Source organism: Nocardia sp. NBC_00508 (genome assembly GCF_036346875.1).
Taxonomy (GTDB): Bacteria; Actinomycetota; Actinomycetes; order Mycobacteriales; family Mycobacteriaceae; genus Nocardia.
Map to the genome: position 1 here is coordinate 2426235 of NZ_CP107852.1, position 23284 is coordinate 2449518.

The following is a 23284-nucleotide window of genomic DNA, read 5'->3' on the forward strand; positions in this document are numbered from 1 at the left end:
ACCTCAGGCGCGAACGCTGAGACCCACCTTCTGGAATTCCTTCAGATCCGAATACCCGGCCTTGGCCATCGAACGTCGCAGACCGCCGACGAGGTTCAGCGCCCCGAACGGATCGTCCGACGGACCGTAGAGCACGCGCTCCAGGCTCGGGCGCACGGTGCCGCCCTCCGGCTCGCCGCCGAGATCCCACGGATCGTCCACGTGCAGCAGCGAACCGCGCGGCACCGACGGATGCGCGGCCGCCGAGGGCCAGTACCAGCCGCGGCCCGGCGCCTCCGCGGCAGCGGCGAGCGGCACCCCGAGCATGGCGGCATCCGCCCCGCACGCGATGGCCTTGGCCAATTGGCCGGAGGTGGCGATGTCACCGTCGGCGATGACGTGTACGTAGCGGCCGCCCGTCTCGTCCAGGTAGTCGCGGCGCGCGGCGGCGGCATCCGCGATCGCGGTCGCCATCGGCACCCCGATGCCGAGTACCTCGCCGGTGGTGGTCGCCCCGGGGTAGGAGCCGTAACCCACGATCACGCCGGCCGCCCCGGTGCGCATCAGGTGCAGCGCGGTGCGGTGATCGCTCACGCCACCCGCGACCACGGGTACGTCCAGCTCGGCGATGAAGGTCTTGAGGTTCAGCGGTTCACCGTCGCCGACATGCTCGGCGGAGATGATCGTGCCGTGCACGACCAGCAGGTCGATGCCCGCCTGCAGGAGCGCCGGGGTGAGGGTGCGCGCGTTCTGCGGGCTCACTCGCACCGCGACGGTGACACCGGCCGCTCGCACCTGCGCGACCGCGGCGGCGAGCAGATCCGGCTGCATCGGCGCGGCGTGCAATTCCTGCAGCATCGCGACGGCGCGCTCGTAGCCGCCCTTGCCGACGATTTCGAGCAACTGGTCGATCTTCGCGGAGACATCCGCGTGCCGCGCCCACAGGCCCTCGCCGTTGATCACGCCGAGACCGCCGAGCCGACCGAGCTCGATGGCGAACTCCGGCGACACCAGCGCGTCGGTCGGATGCGCCAGGCACGGGATCTCGAAACGGTAGGCGTCCAGCTGCCAGGACAGCGACACCTGTTTCGACGAGCGGGTCCGGCGCGAGGGGACGATGTCGACATCGTCCAGCTCGTAGGTACGCCGGGCGGTCCGGCCCATGCCGATCTCCACCATGTCGCGCACGCGAATTCTCCTTAACATTTTGCAGCGCCTGCGGCGCTGCGTGTTCACGGCCCCTCTATGGCTTGCGTTCCAGCGGCCGAGACTCGCGCCTGCGGCGCATGCGCTTCGGCCGCTGGAACGCAAGCCGGGCCGCGAACGGCGCTCGTAAGACTCGCGCCTCCAGTCTGAACCAGTGGCAGGTAGACAGCGCAGGTCGCGCCGCCCCGACTGCCGCACGGCTTGCTCGTCGCCCATAGCTCGTTGAGCAAGCTCAATCATGCACGGACCGGTTGGTCCTGTCATGAACGTAGCGGGCTAGCCGCGTCCGGTGTAGTTAGGGGCCTCGACGGTCATGGTGATGTCGTGCGGGTGGCTCTCCTTCAGGCCCGCCGCGGTGATCTGCACGAACTGTGCCTCCTGCAGATGCGCGATCGACTGCGAACCGGTGTAGCCCATCGCGGCGCGCAGGCCGCCGACCAACTGATGGATGACCTGGTTGACCGGGCCGCGGAACGGCACCCGGCCCTCGATACCCTCCGGCACCAGCTTGTCCTCGGCCAGCACGTCGTCCTGGAAGTAACGGTCCTTGGAGAACGACTTGGCCTGCCCGCGGCCCTGCATGGCGCCCAGCGAGCCCATGCCGCGGTAGCTCTTGAACTGCTTGCCGCCGACCAGGATCAGCTCACCCGGCGATTCGGCGGTGCCCGCGAGCAGCGAGCCGAGCATCACGGTGGACGCGCCCGCGGCGATGGCCTTGGCGATGTCGCCGGAGAATTGGATGCCGCCGTCGGCGATCACCGGGACGCCCGCGGGCTTGCACGCGGCGACGGCCTCCAGGATCGCGGTGATCTGCGGCGCGCCGACACCGGCGACGACGCGGGTGGTGCAGATGGAGCCGGGGCCGACACCTACCTTGACCGCATCCGCGCCCGCCTCCACCAGGGCCGCCGCGCCCGCGCGGGTGGCGACGTTGCCGCCGACCACCTGAATCCGGTCGCCGACCTCGGACTTGACCTTGGTCACCATCTGCAGCACCTGCGCCTGGTGACCGTGCGCGGTGTCCACCACGAGCACGTCGACGCCCGCGTCGGCGAGCGTCATGGCGCGCGACCACGCGTCCTCGCCGACGCCGACCGCGGCGCCGACCAGCAGGCGGCCGTCGCGGTCCTTGGTGGCGTTCGGGTACTGATCGGTCTTGACGAAGTCCTTGACGGTGATGAGTCCGCGCAGCCGTCCGTTGCCGTCGACGATCGGGAGCTTCTCCACCTTGTGCCTGCGCAGCAGACCGAGCGCGGCCTCGGCGGTGACGCCCTCCTGCGCGGTGATCAGCGGGGCCTTTGTCATCACGTCGGCGACCCGGCGGTCCTGGTCCACCTCGAAACGCATGTCGCGATTGGTGATGATGCCCACAAGCGCGCCGGTCTCGTCCACCACGGGAAGCCCGGAGATGCGGAACCTGGCGCACATCGCGTCGACTTCGGCGAGGGTGTCGGTCGGGCGGCAGGTGACCGGGTCGGTGACCATGCCCGCCTCGGACCGCTTGACCGTCTCCACCTGGGACGCCTGGTCGGCTGCTGAAAGGTTGCGGTGCAGCACGCCCATGCCGCCCGCGCGGGCCATGGCGATGGCCATCCGCGCCTCGGTCACCGTGTCCATGGCCGAGCTGACCAGCGGGGTGCGCAGGCGGATCTCCCTGGTCAACAGGCTGGAGGTTTCCACGGAACTAGGGATGAGATCCGAGGCCGCAGGCAGCAACAGCACATCGTCGAACGTGAGGCCGAGCATGGCGATCTTGTTCGGATCGTCGCCACCCGTAGGAGGGCGGACTGCGATTCGTTCGCCCGATACGGGATTACTCATTCGGATCGACCCCTCCTGGACGTCGATAGCGACCGGCGCCGGACGAACCGGTGTCGGGACGGCTGATGGGATGGACAGTGGCGTTCGGCGGCGGTGTTGTCGTGACCCGCCGTAGCCTGTGCTCCATGGTATCGGTCCGGTGAACTCGCCGACGAAGTGAGCCCACCACCGAAACTGGCGGGCCGCATCGCTGGCGCAGACCGCACTGTTCTGCGTACCGTGGGGATGTGCGCGACCATCTACCACCTGGCTTGCCGCCGGATCCGTTCGCCGGAGACCCCTCCGACCCGTCCGCCGCGCTCGATGCCATCGAGCCCGGCGAGCCGCTGGATCCCCACGAGCGCCTTGCGGTCGAGGAGGATCTCGCCGACCTCGCGGTGTACGAGGCACTGCTGGCCCACCGCGGTATCCGCGGACTCGTGGTCAGCTGCGAAGACTGCAGGCAGGACCACTACCACGACTGGGACATGTTGCGCGCCAACCTGCTTCAGTTGCTGGTCGACGGCACGGTCCGCCCGCACGAGCCCGCCTACGACCCGACACCGGAAGCGTACGTCACCTGGGACTACTGCCGGGGCTACGCGGACGCTTCGATGAACGAGGCCTTCCACGGCGACGGATTCGACGGATTCGACAGCTGAGAAGGCTCCCCTGAAACGAACGCGGCCCGCTCGAGGCTCGCGTACTCGACCGTCGCCGCTGTGATTTTCGACGCACACGACCACAGCGGTAGTACTTCAGCGACAGATCGACACGCCGATAACGGCACAGACAGAAAGCCGACCACCGGATGGCGATCGGTTCAGTCTTTTTCGAGGTTTTCTGTTCAGCGGCTGGGAGTGAACGTACCCGGAGTGTTGGGTACGCCGGGCACGATGACAGTCGGCGGCGTGTAGCTGTCCTGGGTCGGCACACGCGTCGGCGGCGGCTGCTGCGGCGCCGTCGGCCCGCCGGTGTCCGCTGTCGGTTCCGCAGTGGGCGGCCGCACGTCCGTGGTCGGTGGGGTGGGCGGCTGCTGCGGCAGCGTCGTGGGTTCCACGGTGGCCTGCGGCGGCGTGGTCGCCGCAGGCGGCGGGGTGGTCACGGGTGGCACGGTGGTCGGTGTGCCGCCGTTCGGCGCGGTCGCATCCGCGGATTGCGTCGGCTTGCCGGATTGCTCCGCCGGTTGCTGCAGGATCGTCGTGCCGCTGCCGCCGGTCGCCGGATTGGGCCGCGTGGTCGCGCCGTTGCCCGGGGTCGCACGCGGGTCGGTGGTCTGCGGCACCGTCGCCTCGAGCTGATCGGCCAGCTCCGGCGACACCTTGCGCAGCTCGACGAGCAGACGCTGCCACTCCGTCATCAGCTCGGTGCGCTTCCCCGGATCGCTGACCTGATCGGCGTTCTCCTTGGCCCGCTCCAGACGCGCCTTCGCCTGCGTCGGGTTCTGCGTGACCAGTGCCGACGCCTGGTTCAGGTCGGTGTCGGCCCGCTGCACCACGGTCGTCTGGGCCTGTTCGCTGAACACGACCTCCTTGACCCGCCACAGCGGATCGCCCGGCTCGGCGTTGTACGAGAAGGCCGTCATGCCTCCGATGACCAGGGCGAGCGCCGCCGCGGTGCCCATGATCGGGCGTAGCAGCCGTAGCCGCCCACCGCTTTGGGCTCCGATGCGAGCCTGCCGCGCGCCGATCTCCTGGTTGACCGCGGCCACGATCACATCCAGGTCCGGCTCCGCGGGCATCGGCGCGGCGATCAGCTCCGCCCGCCAATCCGCGAGCAACGTCGCGAGCTGATACTCCTCGGCGCTGTCGGTGTGCACCGGACCATCGCTGGCGATGGCGTCGATCAGAGCATCGTCGCGGCGTACCGCTGCGATGTCGACCGGGTCGGTGTCACCGGACGCCTCGGCGTAGGGACCGCTGTTCCGCGATCCAAGCCGCGCCTTCCAGTCACCCCGACCGCGCTCGCCATCCCTAGCCATACATTTCACCTGCCCTCGCCACTTGTGACTTGAGTTTCGCGAGTGCCCTGTGTTGGGCCACCCGTATCGCACCCGCCGTACTGCCCACGGCGACTGCGGTTTCTTCCGCTGACAAACCCATGACCAAGCGCAGGATCAAGATCTCCCGATGCTTCTCAGGAAGCGTCGCGAGCAGGCGGTTCATCTGTCTGCTCGTCTCGGACTCGAGAGCTCGTTGTTCCGGTCCCTGGTCGGTGGATATGACATCTGGTACTTCGGCCATCGCCTCCGCCTTGTTACGGGCGGCATTGCGGTGAGCGTCGGCGACCTTGTGCGAAGCGATTCCGTAAACAAAGGCCATGAAGGGCCTGCCCTGGTCTTGATACCTGGGCAAGGCGGTCATCACAGCCAGGCAAACCTCCTGCGCAACGTCGTCCGCGGAGAGCTGCCCACGCTCCGCGACTCCGATCCGCGCGCGGCAGTAGCGCACCACCAGCGGGCGGATCATCTCCAGTACCTGAGCTAAAGCGGATCTGTCGCCCTGCGCAGCGGCAGCGACGGCGAGGTCCAACTCTTCGCCCGTGTGCGTCATCGTCAGAGATATTCCTGGCGTTACAAAGTGGCACGGTCCGGTGACGACCAGTGCTTCCACCGAAGGGGCGGAACGGATCTAACAATAGCGACCCGTTGGCGGGAACTTGGCAACACGGTGGTCTCCGTGATCATCTACCGACCACCGAGGGGGCGCAGTACCCCGCCACGACGAGCAACGATCGCGGCGCACTCGACCGCCTCCGTCTCCGCGCCTTCGACGCCGAGTCCGGCGCGGAGCATGGCGCAGGCCCACCGCAGCGGAAGCAGACCGTGCGCACGACACTGCTCGGCCACTTCCGCACTCAACGCGACCGATCGCCCGCGCGCGTCGCATGCCGCGGCGGCCGCGGCGACCAACAGGCGGGACTTGACCTGGTGCCGCACCGAGGGCGCGCGTTCGGCCAGTTCCAGCGCGGCCGCCGCATGCTCGGCCGCGGACCCGGAATCACCTGCCGCCAAAGCGGTTTCCGCGGACACCCAGTGCAGCCGGACCGCAGGGCGCCAGCCGGTCCGGAGCTGTCCTGCCGCCGCGGCGCTGCGCCGCAGCAGCCGATCCGCCAGCGCGAGCCTTCCGGTACCGAGCGCGTCGGCGGCTAGTCCGGTGAGTGCGTCACAGATGGCGTCGGCGCGGCTGGGACGATAGTGGGCGATCGCGTCCGGGGCGCTCTCGGTCATGAGGGCTTCGTCCGCGGCGCCGCTCGGGAGGATCAGAGCGGCGGCCCGTCCGTCCAACGCCGAGGCGCGCTCGTGCCAGCCGAGCTGGCGCAGAAAAGACCCTTCCGTGCTTCCCGCCAGTGAGAGGAGGACGGAGTCGGCACTGTGGTTGCATACTCTTCGCAATTCGGCGCGTGCCGCGGCGTAGCGTCCCTGGCCACCCAGGACCACGGCGCGATACCACCAGCCGAGCGCGTCCGAAGCGGGCGGCAACTCGGTGGCGGCACGTCCGGGATCGGCTCCGAAGGCGGCCTCGGCAAGAACGGCGAGACGAGGAGCTCCGAGCGAAGCGGGCGCGAACACGGGCGCACTCTATCCTGCGCCCGGCGCGGGCCCGGTCCGGAGGAAGGACGGACAGCAGTCCACTAGCAACCTCCCGGCATTCCGCCGCCGAGGCCATGTTGCCATTAGGTAAATCTAGGCCCGGCAATCGCCGAGCGCCCACCCCGGGAATTCATGCGCGTTTCGTGTAATTAACCTGCCCGCCCCGTTTCCGCCATCTCTGATCTGCACGACGCGGAGGCCCTGGACGGCAGGGGGTGCGTCGCCACACGGCATGCACCGGCCCTCGGGGCGCCACCCAACCGGAAAAATGGCCTCTACCTGCATAAACACTGCTCGATCCGATGCATGATGGAGCCACGGACCTCCGGCCAACCGATCAGTATCGCCGGAACCAATGCGAAAAGTAAACAGTTCGGAGGTTAAATGTGGCAGCGCGAGATTTGGAAAACTGCTGCGCCGAACTATTGACGGAATTTCGCGGCTGGACCTAACGTAGCTCATCGCCACGGACGGCGCCGCGCGAAATTGCAGCGACCGCGAAGGGCGAGCCCGGGCACCCTCGCCGACACGGCGCCGTGGCCCACAACTGTTGCAGAACAACTGCTCGACAATGCTGACGAGCTCGCACCACGAGGAGTTCACCATGCCCATGCCGACCCACCTTCCTGGACCCAACGCCGATGTCTGGGATTGGCAGATGCGAGGGTCTTGCCGCGGGCAGGATTCCGCGGTGTTCTTCCATCCCGATGGGGAGCGTGGCCGGGCGCGCACGGCGCGCGAGATGCGCGCCAAGGAGATCTGCCGCACCTGCCCGGTGCTCATGCAGTGCCGCGCGCACGCGCTGAAAGTCAGCGAGCCCTACGGCATCTGGGGCGGCATGTCGGAGACCGAACGCGAGATGCACGCGCGGCGCAACCGCCGTCGCATGGCCGTCTGAGGCGAATCCCCTCCCATCCGCACGTTGCCGGGCGTCGAATGCCTAGCAAACAACGGGCCACTGCAACCAAGCTCCGGCCGAGCCGCGCACGCACCACGGTGCCCGGTTCAGCGCAGGAGATCGGCGCGTGGGTTTCGATCGGTCACCATCGATCGGCCGGCCGCCGTGGCGACGGCCGAAGGCGTCGCAGCTGTCGGTCCCACGTATTGCGGCCACGCTCGACGGTGCGAACGACGCGCCGGTAGGTGGGTAGCCCGGGTAGCCATGCAGGCCTCGGGAGTGCCGCCGATCGGACACAGCGGGTCACGGCGTGTTTCCTTCCGAGATGTCCGGCGTGTCGCAGTTTCTCGCGCAGCCGCTGGCCTACCGTCAGTTTGCGGGTACCCCACCGGAAGGGAGGTCATAGCTACACGCTACGGTAGTGACCGATGACACAGAATGGAGCGTTGTGACAACGCGGCCGCCAGCCGCAGAGGGCGACTCGTTCCGAAGAGATGCCTTCCCACCCACGGTGGATTCTGCGGTTACGGCACGCGCAGCCGAAAGTATCGAGCTCGCCGCCCTTTTGCATCGATGCGGCCACGCCGACCAAGAAGCATTCGCCGAGTTGTACGACCGGACGTGTGCGCGCGTCTTCGGTCTGGTGTTGCGGGTGCTGCATGATCCGGGATATGCGGAGGAGACCACACAGGAGGTCTATCTGCAGATCTGGCGGATGGCAGCGAGTTTCGACCCGGCGAAGGGCTCGGCAGTCACGTGGTTGATGACGCTCGCGCATCGACGCGCCGTCGACCGGGTCCGCGCCGAGCAAGCCCACACCCAACGCGAAGTCGCCTATGGGATACGGGTTCTCGGCAACGAGTTCGACGAGGTCACCGAAGAGGTCGAGCGCAGGTTCGAGCAACGAGCCGTCCTGGCCGGTCTCGCCACGCTGACGGAGACCCAGCGGGAAGCCATCTCGCTCGCCTACTACGGCGGGCGAACCTATGCCGAGGTAGCAACCTACCTCAATGTAGGGTTACCGACCGTGAAGTCCCGGATTCGGGACGGATTGACACGACTGAAAAGAAGTTTGGGGGTGACGTGAGATGAACCAACGCCAGATCGATCTCGCGCACACCGTCGCGCTCGGATCGATCGACGACGAAGACCATCACGAAGTACAGGAACTGCTCGACAGTGAGGACCCCGTGCTACGCGCGGAGTTCGCCATGCACGTCAGAGAGACGAGAGAAGCTCTTTCCGCTTTTACCGCAGCTGCGGCGGCCACCCCGCCGTCGTCGCTGCGTCTTCGATTACTCGCGGCCATCGCCGCTGAACAGCCACCGGTCGCGAGCTGATCCGGCTTCCCACGGCTTTCCGCTCCGCGCGTGCAGACCCATAGCAGTCGAACCGTTCCGGGGTCGCCTTCGGGTTCTGCGGCAGACAGCGTGTCGAGCTTCGAAATACCCCGGTAGTCGCGGTCCCGACGCCGGCGTGTCGTGTGCACGGACAAGGCCCCCGAACCAGGCGGTTCGAGGGCCTTGTCATCTGGTTCTCCCCAGCAGTGCCCGGCTCAGTGCGCGTGGCCGTGGTGGCTGTGGTTGTTCTGCTCCTCGGCGGGCTTGTCGACCACGGCGCTCTCGGTGGTGAGCACCATGCGCGCGACCGACGCCGCGTTCACGACGGCCGAACGGGTCACCTTCACCGGATCGACCACACCGTCGGTGAGCAGATCGCCGTAGCTCAGGGTGGCGGCGTTGAAGCCCTCCTTACCCTCCGCTACCTTGCTGACCACCACGGCGCCGTCCACACCCGCGTTGGTGGCGATCCAGTACAGCGGCGCCCGCAGTGCGGTGCGCACCACCTCGACGCCGACGGCCTCGTCACCGGACAATGCGTCGCGCAACTCGGCCAGCTTGCCGCTCGCCTGCACCAGAGCGGTGCCGCCACCGGGCACGATGCCCTCTTCGACGGCGGCCTTGGCTGCGCTCACCGCGTCCTCGACGCGGTACTTGCGCTCCTTGAGCGCGGTCTCGGTGGCCGCGCCGACCTTGATCACCGCGACGCCACCGGCGAGCTTGGCCAGCCGCTCCTCGAGCTTCTCGCGATCCCAGTCGGAATCGGTGGCCTCGATCTCGCGGCGCAGCTGCGCGACGCGAGCCTCGATGTCCGCCGCGGAACCGGCGCCCTCGATGATGGTGGTGTCGTCCTTGGTAACGACGACGCGACGCGCCTTGCCGAGCACGTCGACACCGGCCTCGCGCAGCGAGATGCCAATGTCGGGGTTCACCACCGTGCCACCGGTGACCACGGCCAGGTCGTCGAGGAATGCCTTGCGGCGATCGCCGAAGAACGGCGCCTTCACCGCGACCGCCTTGATCGTCTTGCGGATCGAGTTGACCACCAGGGTGGACAGCGCCTCGCCCTCGACGTCCTCGGCGATGATCAGCACGGACTTGCCGCTCTCGGCGATCTTCTCCAGCAGCGGCAGGAAGTCCGGCAGCGAGCTGATCTTCTCGCGGTGCAGCAGGATGAACGCCTCCTCGAGGACGGCCTCCTGACTGTCGGGATCGGTGACGAAGTACGGCGAGAGGTAGCCCTTGTCGAACTGCACGCCCTCGGTGACGACAAGCTCGGTCTGCAGCGTGGAGGACTCCTCGACGGTGACCACGCCGTCCTTGCCGACCGTGGTCAGCGCCTTGCCGACCATCGCGCCGATCTCCTCGTCGCGCGAGGACACCGTCGCGACCTGCGCGATGGCCTGCTCGCCGGAAACCGGGGTGGCCAGCGCGAGCAGCGCCTCGGAGACCGCGTCGGCGGCCTTGGCGATGCCGGAGCCGAGCGCGATCGGGTTGGCGCCCGCCGCAACGTTCTTCAGGCCGGCGCGGACCAGCGCCTGCGCCAGCACGGTCGCGGTGGTCGTGCCGTCGCCCGCGACGTCGTTGGTCTTGGTGGCGACGCTCTTGACCAGCTGCGCGCCGAGGTTCTCGAACGGGTCTTCCAGCTCGATGTCGCGCGCGATGGTGACGCCGTCGTTGGTCACGGTCGGGCCGCCGAAGGCCTTCGCGAGTACGACGTGCCGTCCGCGCGGGCCGAGGGTGACCTTCACCGCGTCGGCGAGCTTGTCGACACCGCGTTCCAGAGCCCGACGAGCTCTCTCGTCGAACTCGATCTGCTTTGCCATGGGTTTCGCTCCTGTATTGGGTTCGCGGCGCTGGCGGGTGGTTACCGAAACCACGCCAGGCAATACGCCGAAGACACTGTCAACGCACTCCGCCCCGGGTCACGAACGACACCGGGGCGGAACGCATGCGTGCCTGATCGGCTACTTGTTGACGACGGCCAGCACGTCGCGCGCCGACAGGATGAGGTACTCCTCGCCCTGGTACTTGATCTCGGTGCCGCCGTACTTGCTGTAGATGACGGTGTCACCCTCCTTGACGTCGACCGGGATGCGGTCGCCCTTGTCGGTGACGCGTCCCTCGCCGACGGCGATGACGGTGCCCTCCTGCGGCTTCTCCTTCGCCGTGTCGGGGATGACCAGGCCGGAGGCCGTCGTCGTCTCGGCCTCGTTGGCCTGGACGAGGATCTTGTCCTCGAGCGGCTTGATGTTCACGCTCGCCACGTTGAGCCCTCCACTTTCAGGGGATGTCGGTCGCCCGGAACTGTTGTCCCGGACTCATCGTTTCGGTCACGGTGCTGACCCTGGGCATAGCCCCGTCGTCGCGGGTGCCGGGACCCCTGCTCAGTAGTCAAGCTGCTGGCACAAGCGCTACACGTAGTGCCGACTAGCACTCTATACATGAGAGTGCCAGAGTGCCAGCGCCGAGGCCGGGCGGTGCCAACTTCGCCCGGCGCGCCCACGACGCTCGGGGCTTGGCGATTAGTTCGGGAAAACAGTAACGTTCGGATAACGGATTGTGACACTATGGACGACGGTCGCTGTCCGGCCTTGCCGTTCGTCACCAACCGGCGACGTCGAAGCCATGCAGAAATACCACAGCGTCGCCGAAACACGCAGCGCCGCAGCATCCTCGTTGCACCACCAGCTTCACCAGAGAGCAAACCACACGTGATCCATGGCCGGTCCCCGCGACCTCACCCGGACGAGGGCCGGTTCGATTCCCGGTCCGGGTCGAACGTCATCCACACGGCGGTCCGGCAGTTCATTCGAGATGGTCGGACACACCATGACCATCCGCTCGAAGGGAGGTGAACATGCGAACATCCCTCGGCATCTCAGCCGGGACCGAGGTCGTGTGCTCGGCGTTGGTCGCCACCGCGTCCAATGGCGCACAGAGTTTCGACTACCGCGTCGTCTCCGCCGACGCGGCCCATTCCGACCTCGGTGACCTGGTGGCGTCGTCGATCGAGCTGATGACCACCCAGCTGCCGACCACCCAGCCGCCACGCGATATCGTCCCGCCGGTCGGTGGGCGCTTCGCCGGTGTCCCACGCGATTTCGAGTCCGTGACCAGGCGCCCGCCCACCAGCGTCGCGGTCGCCTACCGCACCAAGGAGCAGGCGCAGATCATTCGGTCGGCCACCGGAAAACAGCGTGATCTGCGGCTGATCCCGGAGGGCACCGCCGCGTTGACGTATCTGCGGTACACGGGTCTGCTCGACCGTTACGACACAGTCGCCATCGTCGATCTCGGGGCGTCCGGACTCACGGTCACCGTCGCCGACCTCACCGACGGCTCCCTGCTCCGCTGCGATCGCACCGCGACCGTCAGCGGCAAGGCCATCGACGATCTGATCTACCACCATCTGGTGGACCTGCACTTCGCCCGGCGCGGCACCCGCCCGAACCGCGGCATGCTGACCAACCGGGGCCGCGCGGCCAAGGAGCACCTGTCCATCGCGCACGCGGTCACCATCGACCATGTCGCCGGTCGTCCGCTGAAACTGACCAGGGCCGATTTCGAGGAGTTGATCGCCGACCTGCTGCGCGACTTGGCGGTGTTCGTCGCGGCCGCCTTCGCGCGAGCGCCCCGGCGACCGGAGGCGGTCGCGGTGATCGGTGGCGGCGCGAACATTCCCGCAGTGCTCGACAGGTTGACCGCAGCCTTGGACGTGCCGGTGTTCACCGTGCCCGATCCGGAGGCCGTGACCGCGAAAGGCGCGGCGCTGGTCGCGGATTCGGTACAGCCGTCGGTGTTCCCGGTGGGCACACTCGGCGGCGACGCGCCCGCCGGGACATTCACCAAGGTGTTCGGCACGCTGGCCGGCGCGATCGTGGTGGTAGGCCTGATCGTCGGCTACGGCGTGAAGACGTTCGCGCCGACCTCGGACGACGAAGTCTCCCCCGCGGGTACCACGAGCAGCGCGTCCCAGCCGCCGACCTCGGTCCCGGTTCCGGCGCCGACCACGGCGAGCACCACCAATGGCCACAGCACCGCCCGGCCCACCAGCGGCAGCGTCGCGCCGACCACCGATCGTGGGCCGGGCGGCACCGGTGCCCCCTCGACTACGCCGACCCAGCCCACATTGCGCCCGGACCCGAACCTCCCGCCGATCCCGTTCCCCGAACTGCTCGGCCCGATGCTCGGCAACCGGACTGCGCCACTGGGCGCTTCGTCCGATGCGGAGCCGAACGGAACCGAGGACCGGACACTGAGCGCCGAGCTCGGCGCGGGTCCCACACCGACCCAGGCACCCGCGCGATCGCGCCTACCGCTCCCGCCACTAGTGAACTCCGGCTCAGCGGCAAACCCAGGACTGCTCCTGTCGAACTGATTCGAGCACCAACAGCCGAACGCATCTGCGGCCGAGCCGATCCACACCGACGAAGCCAACGCAACGACTGATTTCGCAAGCACATGGGTAACTCGTCGGGCACGCCCAAAACTGAACCGGCACCAAACGCAGGACCTGAACGAAAATCCCGCGCTACCCGACTGGTACGGCCTAAAGACCCGGAGAGGCGGAACAGACCAGGCTCACCGATACCGGCAGACCCGGATCGGTGGCGACCGTCAGCGGCGACGGCGGCGCGCCACCGGCGATCAAGTGTGCGCCGAGCGCCGCGATCATCACCCCGTTATCCGTGCACAACCGGGGCTTGGGTACGCGCAGGGTCAAACCGGCCGCGGCGCAACGCTCCTCGGCCATCGATCGGATCCGCGAGTTCGCCGTCGCACCGCCGCCGAGCACCAGCGTGCCCACACCGACGTCCTGGGCCGCACGCACCGCCTTCATGGTGAGCACATCCGCGACCGACTCCTGGAACGACGCCGCGATATCGGGGATGGGTAGATCGTCGGCGGCGATGCCGTCGCGATGCGCCGCCTCCACGTAGCGGGCCACCGCCGTCTTGAGGCCGGAGAAGGAGAAGTCGTAGCGTGGGTCACGCGGCCCGGTCATGCCCCGGGGGAACGCGATGGCACGCGGATCCCCGGTCGCCGCGGCGGCGTCGAGCGCGGGACCACCGGGAAAGCCCAGTCCGAGCAGGCGCGCCACCTTGTCGAACGCCTCCCCGGCCGCGTCGTCGACGGTGCTGCCCAGCTCGACGATCGGCTCGGCCAGATCCGTGACGTGCAGCAGGTGGGTGTGCCCGCCGGAGACCAGCAGCGCGACGCACGGCGGCATCGGCCCGTGCTCCAGGACGTCCACCGCGACGTGCCCGCCGAGATGGTTGAGTGCGTAGAACGGCACATCCCACGCGGCCGCATACGCTTTCGCGGCGGCGACGCCGACCAGCAGTGCACCGGCCAGACCTGGTCCGATGGTCACGGCCAGCGCGTCCGGTTTCGCGATGCCCGCGGCGGACAGCGCGCGGCGCATCGCGGGCACGATCGCCTCGAGGTGTGCGCGCGAGGCGATTTCGGGCACGACGCCGCCGAAGCGCGCGTGCTGGTCGACGCTGGAGGCGACCTCGTCTGCGAGCAGTTCGCAAGTGCCGTCGGCGTTTCTGCGGACGATGCCGACACCGGTTTCATCGCAGGAGCTTTCGATCCCCATGATGATCACGAGAGCACCTCGTTCTGTGCGCGCCACTCCCGGTCCGCGCTGGTCAGCGCGGGGCGGCGCATCGTGTACGCGTCGGCGCCGCTGGGGTGGTAGTAGTTCTTGCGCAATCCGATGATGTGGAAGCCGTGCTTCGCGTAGAGCGCGATCGCCGGCGCGTTGTCGGTGCGGACCTCCAGGAAGACCGGGCCACCGCGCCTGCCCGCTTCGGCGAGCAACGCCTCCAGCAGCAGCGTGCCGATGCCCGCGCGATGGCAGCCGGGGTCGACGCCGATGGTGTGCACCTCGGCCTCGGGGTGTTCGGCATCACCCAGCAGGGCGATGCCCGCGTAGCCGACCATTCGCCCGTTGCCGTCGCGCGCGGTGATGTAGCGGTTGTGCGAACCGGCCAGCTCGGACTGGAACGCCACCGCGGCCCACGGGTCGTCTTCTGGAAACAGCAATTGCTCGAGCTCGACGCAGCGCGCGATGTCGGCAGGCGCCATCGGTTCGATTCGGACGGCCACCGGTGTCACGCCCCCGTCCGGTCGAGCCTGCGATAGGCGTTCTCGACCGCGTCCGGCCTGCGCAAATACAGCGGTACCAGCGGCTCGGGCACGGTGCGGGCGAGCAGCTCGGCCGCAGCGACGCGCACCAATCCGGTGGGCGACGGCGTCTCGGCCGGGAGCACGGGAAGATCGAAGAAGTCGACGTGCGAAGCGGATCCGGCAATGGCCGTGGAAGAACCCGCGTCGAGCTCGGTCGGCTTGCACACCTCGGGTCCCGCGACCCGCGCGCCCTCGCGATATCGCGCCCAGTACACCTCGCGCCGACGCGCGTCGGTCACCACGAGCAGCTCGCCGGACGGCGGAAGCTCGTCTGCGGCGTCCGCGGCGATCGCGTCGAGGCTGCACACGCCGTATACCGGGATGCCGAGCGCGTCACCGAACGCGGCCGCGGTCGCCATGCCGACGCGCAGGCCGGTGAACGGACCCGGACCGACGCCGACCACGATCGCGGCGATGTCGGTCCTGGAACGGCCTGCCTCGGTGAGGCATTCGAGAATCTGCGGGGTGAGCACCTCGGCATGGGCGCGGGGGTCGACCCGAACCCGGGAGGCGATGGTGCGCGCCTGGACGGGGCCGGCCGCGTCGGCGCCCTGATCCAGGTCCACCAGTCCCGCTGTGACGGCGGGTGTCGCGGTGTCGACGGCGAGTACAAGCATGATTGGCCTAACGATACCGGGTGGTCGCCGCCATCGATGCGAGCTACCTGACAGCTAATCCACCCATTCCCAGATCGCGGTGCGCACATCCGAATCCGGCTCGCGGGATAACAGCACGCGCAGGTGCCGCTCCGTGAGATGCTCCACCACCCCGCGCCCCCACTCCACGACGACCACCGCCTGGTGCAGATCGGTGTCCAGGTCCAGGGCGTCGAGCTCGTCCAAGTCGCCGCCGAGCCGATAGGCGTCCACATGCACCATGGACACCGCAGGCGCGCCTACCCGGTGCCCGGCCCGGTGCTGACGAGCGATGATGAACGTCGGCGAGCTGACCCGACCCTGCACGCCGAGCCCTTCGGCGATGCCGCGGGTGAGTGCGGTCTTGCCTGCGCCGAGCGGGCCGTCCAGCACCACCAGGTCACCGGCGCGCAGGTCCATGGCCAGTTCACGGCCGAGTGCCTCGGTGTCGGCAACGGTGGGCAACACCCGGTGCCCCGGATCAGCCACCGGCCACCTCCGGGGCGTCGCCCAGCGTCGGTTCGATCGCGCCCGCGCGCACCAGCAACCGATCCAGTGCGGCGTTGACGAGGTCCGGATATTGCATATGCGGCATGTGCGCGGCGCCATCCAACCGGATCAACTCGCTGCCCGGCAACGCTTTGGCCAGCGCACGGGAGTTGCGAAACGGGATCACCAGATCGTGCCCGCCGCCGAGCACCAGGGCAGGCGTGTCGGCCAGAGCGGACAACGCCGCCGACTCGTCGTGCAGTTCGATGGCCTGGAGGAACTTCACGATGGTTTCCACCGGCGTCCGATCGATCATCATCGTCGTGAAGCGCGACAGGGTCGGGCTCACCGGGCCGTGGAACGAACTGACGTGCAGAATCGGCGTGATCACGTTGCTCGCGGTGACGCGGCCCGCCTGCACCAGCGCGGGTGCGGTGTGCACGGCCAGCCGGAAGCCGTCGATCGCAGGGTTGCGCAGCAGCTGACCGATGCCCGCCGCGGTGACCTCGGCGGCGGCCGTCGAGAGCAGCGCGATCCCGATCACCCTGGCCGCGAACAACTCCGGGAAACGTGCGGCCGCGGCGAGAATCGCCATACCGCCCAGCGAATGCCCGACCAGCGCCACCGGTCCGGCCGGCGTGGTGGCCGCCAGCACGGCGGCGAGATCGCGCCCGAGCTGTGCGACAGTGCAACTCGCCGTGCTCGGCATACCGGAACGGCCATGCCCGCGCAGATCGAAGAACACCATCCGAACCTGTGCGCCCCAAAGCTTTTCCAAGTCGCGGCGCTGGAAGTGGAAGGACTCCATGCTGTTGCAGAAGCCGTGCACGAAGACCACCGTGACCGGCGCGTCGTCGGTCCCGCAGGTGCGGGTGGCCAGGGGAACGCCGTCGTCGGCGAGCACGGTGCCCGCGCGGTCTGCTTCGATCAGCCCGAAATCCTCGTCACGGTAGTCGTCGCGCCGTGCGGGCCACAGCACACGCGCTCCGGCGCGACGCAGAGCGTGCGCGCCCGCCAGTGCGCCGACCACGCCGATGGTGGCCAGCCCGCCGCGCAGCGGGGTGATCCGAAAGCGGCTCATCGGGCGCCGCCGATATAACGCCGGGTGACCCGGCCGCGGGGTGAACACACCACTTCATAGTGAATGGTGCCGAGTAGGTCCGCCCACTCCTGGGCGTGCGGTTGCGTTCCGAAGAGGACGGCGGTGTCGCCTTCCTGAACGCCCGCCGCGTTGTCACCGAGATCGACGACGAACTGGTCCATGCACACCCGGCCGACGTTTCGGCGCCGGGCGCCACCCAGCCAGACGTCGAACCGTCCGCTCAACGGGCGGAACACGCCGTCGGCATAGCCCGCCGGAATCAGCGCGACGGTGGTGTCGCGCGGTGCGATCCACTGGTGTCCGTAGGAGACGCCTTCGCCCGCCGCAACCCGCTTGACCAGCGCGACCCTGGCCTGGAACGTCATCGCTGGACGTAGGCCGAAGTCGTCATCCGGTATCGGGGACAGACCGTACATCGCGATGCCGGGGCGGACCAGGTCGAAAGCCAAGTCGGGGCGGGTCAAGGTGGCGGCCGAGTTGGCGATGTGCACCAGCTCGGGTTCCAGGCCGTGCTCCTTGGCCGCGGCGATCGCGTCCAGAAACCGGGCGCGTTGGATGTCGTTGTTGGGGTGTGCCGGTTCGTCGGCGTGCGCGAGGTGGGAGAAGATCGCCCGGAACCGCACCGCCTGCTCGTCGACCAGAGCGCGCAGCGGCGTCAGGACCTGCGGGTATTCGACCGGCAAAACGCCGTTGCGGTTCAGGCCGGTGTCCACCTTCACGCTGACCGTCGCGGTGCGTCCTGTCCGGCGGGCCGCCGCCTCGACCGCCCGCAGATGAGCCGGCGAGGAGACGGCGATCTCGACGTCGGCGGCCACCGCGGCCGTGAAGTCCGCGTTCGTGTTGTTGAGCCAGCACAGGATGGGCGCGGTGATCCCGGCCGCGCGCAACTGCACCGCCTCGGCCACCGTCGTGACACCCAGCTCGGCCGCCCCAGCCCCCAGTGCCGCCTTGGCCACCTCGACCGCGCCATGGTTGTAGCCGTCGGCCTTCACCACCGCCATCACCGCGGCATCCGCTGCGTGTTCCCGCAGGATCCGCACGTTGTGGGCGATGGCATCGAGATCGATCACCGCCTCCACTTGCGCATTCACGGCTGATGTTCCGCCTCTCCGAGTACTCAGGCCCTACCAGTCGGGTGGCGCAGGATGTGCGTTCAGGTCCTGCGCCTGGTGCCACTCGAGGTCTGGGCGTGCCCGACAAGTTACCCATGTGCTCGAGAAATCAGTTGTTCCGTTGATCGAGTCTATTTGCGCGCAGGCTTCCGGTTGTAGCCGGTAATGCGCCAAGCGACCTGCGCGACCCGGTACTACGGCGCGCTGCTTCCGATAATGCAGGACCCGGCACGCCGGTTCGCGCCCGCTATGTCGTCCGGGGAACTCGCATCAGAACGGGTGTGCGAGGCGACGGAGGACGCTGATCGCGGGGCGGACGTGGGCCGACAGGAGACTGGCCGAGATGGGGGCTCCGGCAGGGGTGTCATCGCGGGCGGCGAGGTTCGCGGCCAGCGCGTGCACGCGCGCGGCCGCGGCGGCGGACCAGGTGGAGTCGTGGCCGGCCGCGAGGAGAGCGCCGATGATGCCCGAGAGAACGTCGCCCGCACCGGCGGTCGCGGCCCAGGAACCGCCCGCGTCGTTGACCAGAACGGGGCGGTCCGGGGCGGCGACCAGCGTGGCTCGGCCCTTCAGCAGCACGGTGACCTGCCAGGAGTCGGCGAGGTCGCGGACGGCCGCCACCCGGTCCGCGCCGACCTCGCGACCGGTGAGGCGGGCGAACTCGCCTGCGTGCGGGGTCAGGACGGTCGGGGCGGTGCGGTCGCGCACCAGCCACGGTTCGGAGGCGAGCAAGGTCAGGCCGTCGGCGTCGATGACGACCGGAAGATCGGTGGAGAGGATCTCGGCGAGGCGCTTCATGGCGTCGGCGTCAGTGCCCGCGCCGGGGCCGAAGACCCAGGACTGGACGCGCCCGGCGGCGGCGACCTGCTGTGTGGCGATCACTTCCGGGAAGTGGTTCAGGACCTCGGCCGCTCCGGTTCCCGCATACCGCACCATGCCCGAGGTCGCGGCGACGGCGGCACCGGCGCACAGCACCGCGGCGCCCGGATAGGTCGCGCTGCCCGCGCATACGCCGGTGACGCCCTGCGTGTACTTGTCATCGGCCGGGCCGGGGACCGGCCACGCGGCGCCGATCGACGCGGGCTCCAGCGCGGCGAGGTTCGGTTCGGGCAGACGTAAACCAATGGGCACGAGCTCGATTCGGCCGCACTGCGCCGCGGCGAGGGCGTGCACCGGTTTGTAGGCGCCGAAGGCGACCGTGACGTCCGCGCGCACGGCGGCGCCTTTGATCGCACCGGTGTCGGGGTCGACGCCGCTGGGCAGGTCGGCCGCGACGATCGGAGCGTCCAGCGCCGCAACGATTTCCGCCGCGCGCGGCCGCAGCGGTCCGTGACCGGAGATGCCGACGATGCCGTCGATCACCAGGTCCGGGTCGCCGACCTGATCGGTGCTGCGGCCGCCCGCCTTGCGCAGCGCCGCAAGCCCTTTCGCGTGCGCACGTTCCGGGTTCAACAGCAGCGCGGTCACCGCGACGCCGCGGCGGCGCAGCTGCGCACCGGCCCAGAGCGCGTCGCCGCCGTTGTCGCCGGACCCGACCAACAAGGTCACCGCGCGTCCCGCGATACCGCCGGTGCGCTCCCGGAGTTCGCCCGCCACAACGGTGGCCAGCCCGTGCGCCGCGCGACGCATGGGCACCCCCTCCGGCGCCCGGGTGAACAACTCGGCCTCCGCCGCACGCACCTCGTCGACGGTGAAATAGCCCCGCTGCGCGGACATCGCCGCTCCCTCCGTCGGTGTGGCCTACTACGCTTGGCCATCATGCCAAGCGTCCGCCGCCGCACAAGGACCATCCAGGTGGTCACGGGAGTCGCCATGACCGGCGCGCTGCTGCTGACCGGATGCGGCGGCGACGAATCCGGCCCGGCCGCCACGACTACGAAGAAACCGGCGCGCCCGACGACCATCGCGCAGCAGACCGGCGAGCGCAAACCCGCCGCCGCCACCGTCTCGGTCGACGACATGAGATTCTCTCCCGCCGAGGTCACCGTCAAGGTCGGCGACACGGTCACCTGGAAGTTCGACGACAAGGCCCCGCACACCGTGCAGGGCATCGGCGACAAGGCGATGGGCATCAACAGCCCCATCCTCGACAAGGGTGAGTGGAGCTATACCTTCACCAATCCGGGGACGTACCGCTACCTGTGCTCACTGCACCCGGAGATGCGCGGGTCGGTCACCGTCGAGTAGTGCGGACGGAACGCACCAGCGGCCAAGCTATGCGAGAGCCGCGCCGGACCGGACCAGCGGCGCGAGCCGATGGCACAACGTCACGGCCCGGAGGCGAATCACCGCCCACTCTGCGAGATCCCGCGCCGGTCACCCACGCCGATCGACGGCAGTCCCGCGCCGGGTCATCTCAGACGGGGCGGTAATCGCGGGTGCGGGCGCCGCGGGTCTTCAGGGCTTCGACGGCGGCGACGAGCGGAGCGAGTTCCGGGTCGGCGGCGGCTTGGCCGAGGGCGCTTGCGAGGGCGTCGTCGTGGGTGGGACGGGCCTGTTCGAGGAGGTCGAGGCCAGCCGGGGTCACGTCGGTGTAGATGCCGCGGCGGTCGTCGGGGCACAGGTAGCGCTGCAGCAGGCCGCGGTCCTCGAGCCGGGAGACCAGGCGGGTGGTGGCGCTCTGGCTCAGGACCACGGCGTCGGCGACCTGGTTCATGCGCAGGTGGCCGCCGGGCCCGTCGTGCTGACGGCTCAGCACGAGCAACAGCGAATACTCGCGAACGCTCAGGTCATGGCCGGATTGCAGGGCCCTTTCGATATGTGCCTCGATCCGATCGTGCAGCAGCGAGAGTGCGTACCAACCATCGGCCAGGCCGGTCAGGGCGGCATCCGCGGTCATGGTTTTCCTTCGGCATCGGGGATCCTGCCTCCAGGATAGCCGGGCATCACAATAGACAGCGCTTGCAATTATTGGGCGTCTGCAATTATTGTCAGCGCCCGTAAGGATCTGACGCAATTTCATGTGGAGGGTGGCCGCGACCGCCCCACATGTTCGCACCGATGAACACAGCCGCCGCGCAGCCGAGGTGCGCGGCTGCCGGTCTATTCCACGGTGACGGATTTCGCCAGGTTGCGGGGCTTGTCGACGTCGTAGCCGCGGGTCTGGGCCACCTCGGCGGCGAAGATCTGCAGCGGGACCGTCGACAGCAGCGGCTGGAACAACGTTGGCGCGCTGGGGATCTCGATGAGATCGTCGGCAAACGGACGGACCGTGTCGTCGCCTTCCTCCGCGATCACGATCGTGCGCGCGCCGCGGGCCTGGATCTCCCGGATATTGCTCAGCAGCTTCGAGTGCAGCACCGCGCGGCCCTTCGGGGACGGCATCACCACGATCACCGGAAGCCCGTCCTCGATCAGCGCGATCGGACCGTGCTTGAGCTCACCCGCCGCGAAACCCTCGGCGTGCATGTAGGCCAGCTCTTTGAGCTTGAGCGCGCCCTCCAGCGCCACCGGGTATCCGACATGACGTCCGAGGAACAGCACGGTCGGCACGTGCGCGAGTTCACGCGCGATGGTCCGCACCTGCGGCGCCGTCTCCAATACCCGCTCCACCAGCCGCGGCATCGCCTCGAGTTCGGCGAACTCGCGGGCGACCTCGTCCGGATACTTGGTGCCGCGCGCCTGCGCCAAAGCGAGTCCGACCAGGTAATTCGCGGTCACCTGGGCCAGGAACGCCTTGGTGGAGGCCACGCCGATCTCGGGCCCGGCCCTGGTGTAGAGCACCGCGTCGGACTCGCGGGGGATCTGCGCGCCGTTGGTGTTGCAGATCGCGAGGACGCGCGCCTTCTGCTCCTTGGCATGGCGCACCGCCTCCAGCGTGTCGGCGGTCTCGCCGGACTGGGAGATCGCCACTACCAGCGTGGAGCGGTCCAGAACGGGATCGCGGTAGCGGAATTCGCTGGCCAGCTCGACCTCGACGGGCAGCCGGGTCCAGTGCTCGATGGCGTACTTGGCCAGCAGACCGGAGTGATAAGCGCTGCCGCACGCGACGACGAACACCTTGTCGAAATCGCGCAGCTCCTGGTCGGCGAGGCGCTGCTCATCCAGCACGATCCGGCCCCCGCCATCCCGATCGGTACTGAAATGCCCCATCAGCGTGTCGGCGACGGCCGCGGGCTGCTCCTCGATCTCCTTGAGCATGAAGTAGTCGTGACCGCCCTTCTCGGCGGCGGCCAGATCCCAGTCGATCGTGAACGGGCGGGTGCGCGAACCGGCGTCCTCGCCCGCGAAGTCGGTGACCCGGTAGCTGTCCAAAGTGATCACCACGGCTTGATCCTGGCCGAGTTCCACCGCCTCGCGGGTGTGCTCGATGAACGCCGTGACGTCCGAGGCGATGAACATCTCGCCCTTGCCGACGCCGACCACCAGCGGTGTCGAACGGCGAGCGGCCACGATCGTGCCTGGATGGTCGGCGTGCGTGAAGACCAGGGTGAACGCACCCTCCAGGCGGCGCAGCACGGCCAGCGCGCTGGCCGCGAAGTCGCCCGCGGTCGGGCCGTCGGCGTACGCCCTGGCGACCAGATGCACGGCCACCTCGGTGTCGGTGTCGCTGGTCAGCTCGACCCCGGCGTCCTCCAGCTCGCGGCGCAGCGGCGCGAAGTTCTCGATGATGCCGTTGTGCACCACGGCGACCTTGCCGCTGTGGTCGCGATGCGGGTGCGCGTTGCGGTCGGTCGGCGCGCCGTGCGTGGCCCAGCGGGTGTGCCCGATGCCGGTGGTGCCCGCGAAACGGTCGATTCCGGTTTCGGACAGTTCGGCCTCCAAATTGGCCAGCCGACCGGCCTTGCGTTCCACCGCCAGCGCGCCCGCGCCGTCCAGGATCGCCACACCCGCGGAGTCGTAGCCGCGATACTCCATGCGGCGCAATGCGTCAACGACGACGCCGAGCGCGTCTCGGTACCCGACGTACCCCACGATTCCGCACATGGCTCAC

General features: G+C 68.8%; 22 protein-coding genes. 6 read left to right on the plus strand and 16 right to left on the minus strand.

Annotation, left to right across the window (positions count from 1 at the left end; all coding sequences use genetic code 11):
- Positions 1–3: 3 nt before the first annotated feature.
- Together OHA40_RS10880 and guaB are read right to left on the minus strand one after the other, a co-directional pair.
- Positions 4–1167, minus strand: coding sequence for a GuaB3 family IMP dehydrogenase-related protein (locus OHA40_RS10880; protein WP_330232931.1), 1164 nt, complete (start codon positions 1165–1167; stop codon positions 4–6).
- Between the two features lie 294 nt (positions 1168–1461).
- Complete coding sequence (guaB, locus tag OHA40_RS10885; protein WP_330232932.1) at positions 1462–3006, minus strand: IMP dehydrogenase; 1545 nt, start codon at positions 3004–3006, stop codon at positions 1462–1464.
- Positions 3007–3233: 227 nt separating this feature from the next.
- On the opposite strand from guaB, the gene OHA40_RS10890 reads away from it, so the two are divergent.
- Entirely contained in the window at positions 3234–3647 is a 414-nt protein-coding gene (locus OHA40_RS10890) for a DUF5319 domain-containing protein (protein WP_011207424.1), read from the plus strand.
- 185 nt (positions 3648–3832) lie between these two features.
- Here OHA40_RS10890 and OHA40_RS10895 read toward each other — a convergent pair whose 3' ends face one another.
- The 3 genes from OHA40_RS10895 to OHA40_RS10905 all read right to left on the minus strand — a co-directional run bounded on the left by OHA40_RS10895 (position 3833) and on the right by OHA40_RS10905 (position 6556).
- The gene (locus tag OHA40_RS10895) at positions 3833–4966 is read right to left on the minus strand and encodes an anti-sigma-D factor RsdA (RefSeq protein ID WP_330232933.1); all 1134 of its coding nucleotides are present in this window, start codon (positions 4964–4966) and stop codon (positions 3833–3835) included.
- Positions 4959–5537, minus strand: coding sequence for a sigma-70 family RNA polymerase sigma factor (locus OHA40_RS10900; protein WP_330232934.1), 579 nt, complete (start codon positions 5535–5537; stop codon positions 4959–4961). Before OHA40_RS10900 ends, OHA40_RS10895 begins: the two co-directional genes overlap by 8 nt.
- Before the next feature lie 134 nt (positions 5538–5671).
- Positions 5672–6556, minus strand: coding sequence for a hypothetical protein (locus OHA40_RS10905; protein WP_330232935.1), 885 nt, complete (start codon positions 6554–6556; stop codon positions 5672–5674).
- 625 nt (positions 6557–7181) lie between these two features.
- On the opposite strand from OHA40_RS10905, the gene OHA40_RS10910 reads away from it, so the two are divergent.
- The 3 genes from OHA40_RS10910 (at position 7182) to OHA40_RS10920 (ending at position 8815) form a co-directional block, all read left to right on the plus strand.
- Positions 7182–7475 (plus strand): WhiB family transcriptional regulator, encoded by a 294-nt coding sequence (locus OHA40_RS10910; RefSeq protein ID WP_039796164.1) that lies wholly within the window; start codon positions 7182–7184, stop codon positions 7473–7475.
- 511 nt (positions 7476–7986) lie between these two features.
- Positions 7987–8562, plus strand: a complete 576-nt coding sequence (locus OHA40_RS10915; RefSeq protein ID WP_330232936.1) for a sigma-70 family RNA polymerase sigma factor — start codon at positions 7987–7989, stop codon at positions 8560–8562.
- Position 8563: 1 nt separating this feature from the next.
- Positions 8564–8815, plus strand: a complete 252-nt coding sequence (locus tag OHA40_RS10920; RefSeq protein ID WP_330232937.1) for an RskA family anti-sigma factor — start codon at positions 8564–8566, stop codon at positions 8813–8815.
- Positions 8816–9030: 215 nt separating this feature from the next.
- On the opposite strand, the gene groL is transcribed toward OHA40_RS10920, so the two are convergent.
- Both groL and groES read right to left on the minus strand, forming a co-directional pair.
- Entirely contained in the window at positions 9031–10641 is a 1611-nt protein-coding gene (groL, locus tag OHA40_RS10925; RefSeq protein WP_330232938.1) for a chaperonin GroEL, read from the minus strand.
- A 141-nt stretch (positions 10642–10782) separates the two neighbouring features.
- Complete coding sequence (groES, locus tag OHA40_RS10930) at positions 10783–11082, minus strand: co-chaperone GroES (protein ID WP_330232939.1); 300 nt, start codon at positions 11080–11082, stop codon at positions 10783–10785.
- 593 nt (positions 11083–11675) lie between these two features.
- On the opposite strand from groES, the gene OHA40_RS10935 reads away from it, so the two are divergent.
- On the plus strand, positions 11676–13196 hold the full coding sequence (locus OHA40_RS10935) for an Hsp70 family protein (protein ID WP_330232940.1): 1521 nt from the start codon (positions 11676–11678) through the stop codon (positions 13194–13196).
- Between the two features lie 171 nt (positions 13197–13367).
- Here OHA40_RS10935 and tsaD read toward each other — a convergent pair whose 3' ends face one another.
- The 7 genes from tsaD to OHA40_RS10970 form a co-directional block, all read right to left on the minus strand.
- Complete coding sequence (gene tsaD, locus OHA40_RS10940) at positions 13368–14429, minus strand: tRNA (adenosine(37)-N6)-threonylcarbamoyltransferase complex transferase subunit TsaD (RefSeq protein ID WP_330232941.1); 1062 nt, start codon at positions 14427–14429, stop codon at positions 13368–13370.
- Positions 14426–14911 (minus strand): ribosomal protein S18-alanine N-acetyltransferase, encoded by a 486-nt coding sequence (gene rimI / locus OHA40_RS10945; RefSeq protein ID WP_330232942.1) that lies wholly within the window; start codon positions 14909–14911, stop codon positions 14426–14428. The genes tsaD and rimI overlap by 4 nt, the downstream gene beginning before the upstream one ends.
- Positions 14912–14937: 26 nt before the next feature.
- Positions 14938–15630, minus strand: a complete 693-nt coding sequence (gene tsaB / locus OHA40_RS10950) for a tRNA (adenosine(37)-N6)-threonylcarbamoyltransferase complex dimerization subunit type 1 TsaB (RefSeq protein ID WP_330232943.1) — start codon at positions 15628–15630, stop codon at positions 14938–14940.
- A 54-nt stretch (positions 15631–15684) separates the two neighbouring features.
- Entirely contained in the window at positions 15685–16137 is a 453-nt protein-coding gene (tsaE, locus tag OHA40_RS10955) for a tRNA (adenosine(37)-N6)-threonylcarbamoyltransferase complex ATPase subunit type 1 TsaE (RefSeq protein ID WP_330232944.1), read from the minus strand.
- Positions 16130–17218, minus strand: coding sequence for an alpha/beta fold hydrolase (locus OHA40_RS10960; protein ID WP_330232945.1), 1089 nt, complete (start codon positions 17216–17218; stop codon positions 16130–16132). Before OHA40_RS10960 ends, tsaE begins: the two co-directional genes overlap by 8 nt.
- Positions 17215–18360, minus strand: a complete 1146-nt coding sequence (gene alr, locus OHA40_RS10965) for an alanine racemase (protein WP_442944036.1) — start codon at positions 18358–18360, stop codon at positions 17215–17217. Before alr ends, OHA40_RS10960 begins: the two co-directional genes overlap by 4 nt.
- A 261-nt stretch (positions 18361–18621) precedes the next feature.
- The gene (locus tag OHA40_RS10970; protein WP_330232947.1) at positions 18622–20067 is read right to left on the minus strand and encodes an NAD(P)H-hydrate dehydratase; all 1446 of its coding nucleotides are present in this window, start codon (positions 20065–20067) and stop codon (positions 18622–18624) included.
- Between the two features lie 42 nt (positions 20068–20109).
- On the opposite strand from OHA40_RS10970, the gene OHA40_RS10975 reads away from it, so the two are divergent.
- Positions 20110–20538, plus strand: a complete 429-nt coding sequence (locus tag OHA40_RS10975; RefSeq protein WP_330232948.1) for a cupredoxin domain-containing protein — start codon at positions 20110–20112, stop codon at positions 20536–20538.
- A gap of 169 nt (positions 20539–20707) precedes the next feature.
- On the opposite strand, the gene OHA40_RS10980 is transcribed toward OHA40_RS10975, so the two are convergent.
- Both OHA40_RS10980 and glmS read right to left on the minus strand, forming a co-directional pair.
- A complete protein-coding gene (locus tag OHA40_RS10980) occupies positions 20708–21190 on the minus strand; it encodes a MarR family winged helix-turn-helix transcriptional regulator (RefSeq protein WP_330232949.1) in 483 nt (160 codons plus the stop codon).
- A 203-nt stretch (positions 21191–21393) separates the two neighbouring features.
- Positions 21394–23277, minus strand: coding sequence for a glutamine--fructose-6-phosphate transaminase (isomerizing) (gene glmS, locus OHA40_RS10985; protein WP_330232950.1), 1884 nt, complete (start codon positions 23275–23277; stop codon positions 21394–21396).
- Positions 23278–23284: the final 7 nt, after the last annotated feature.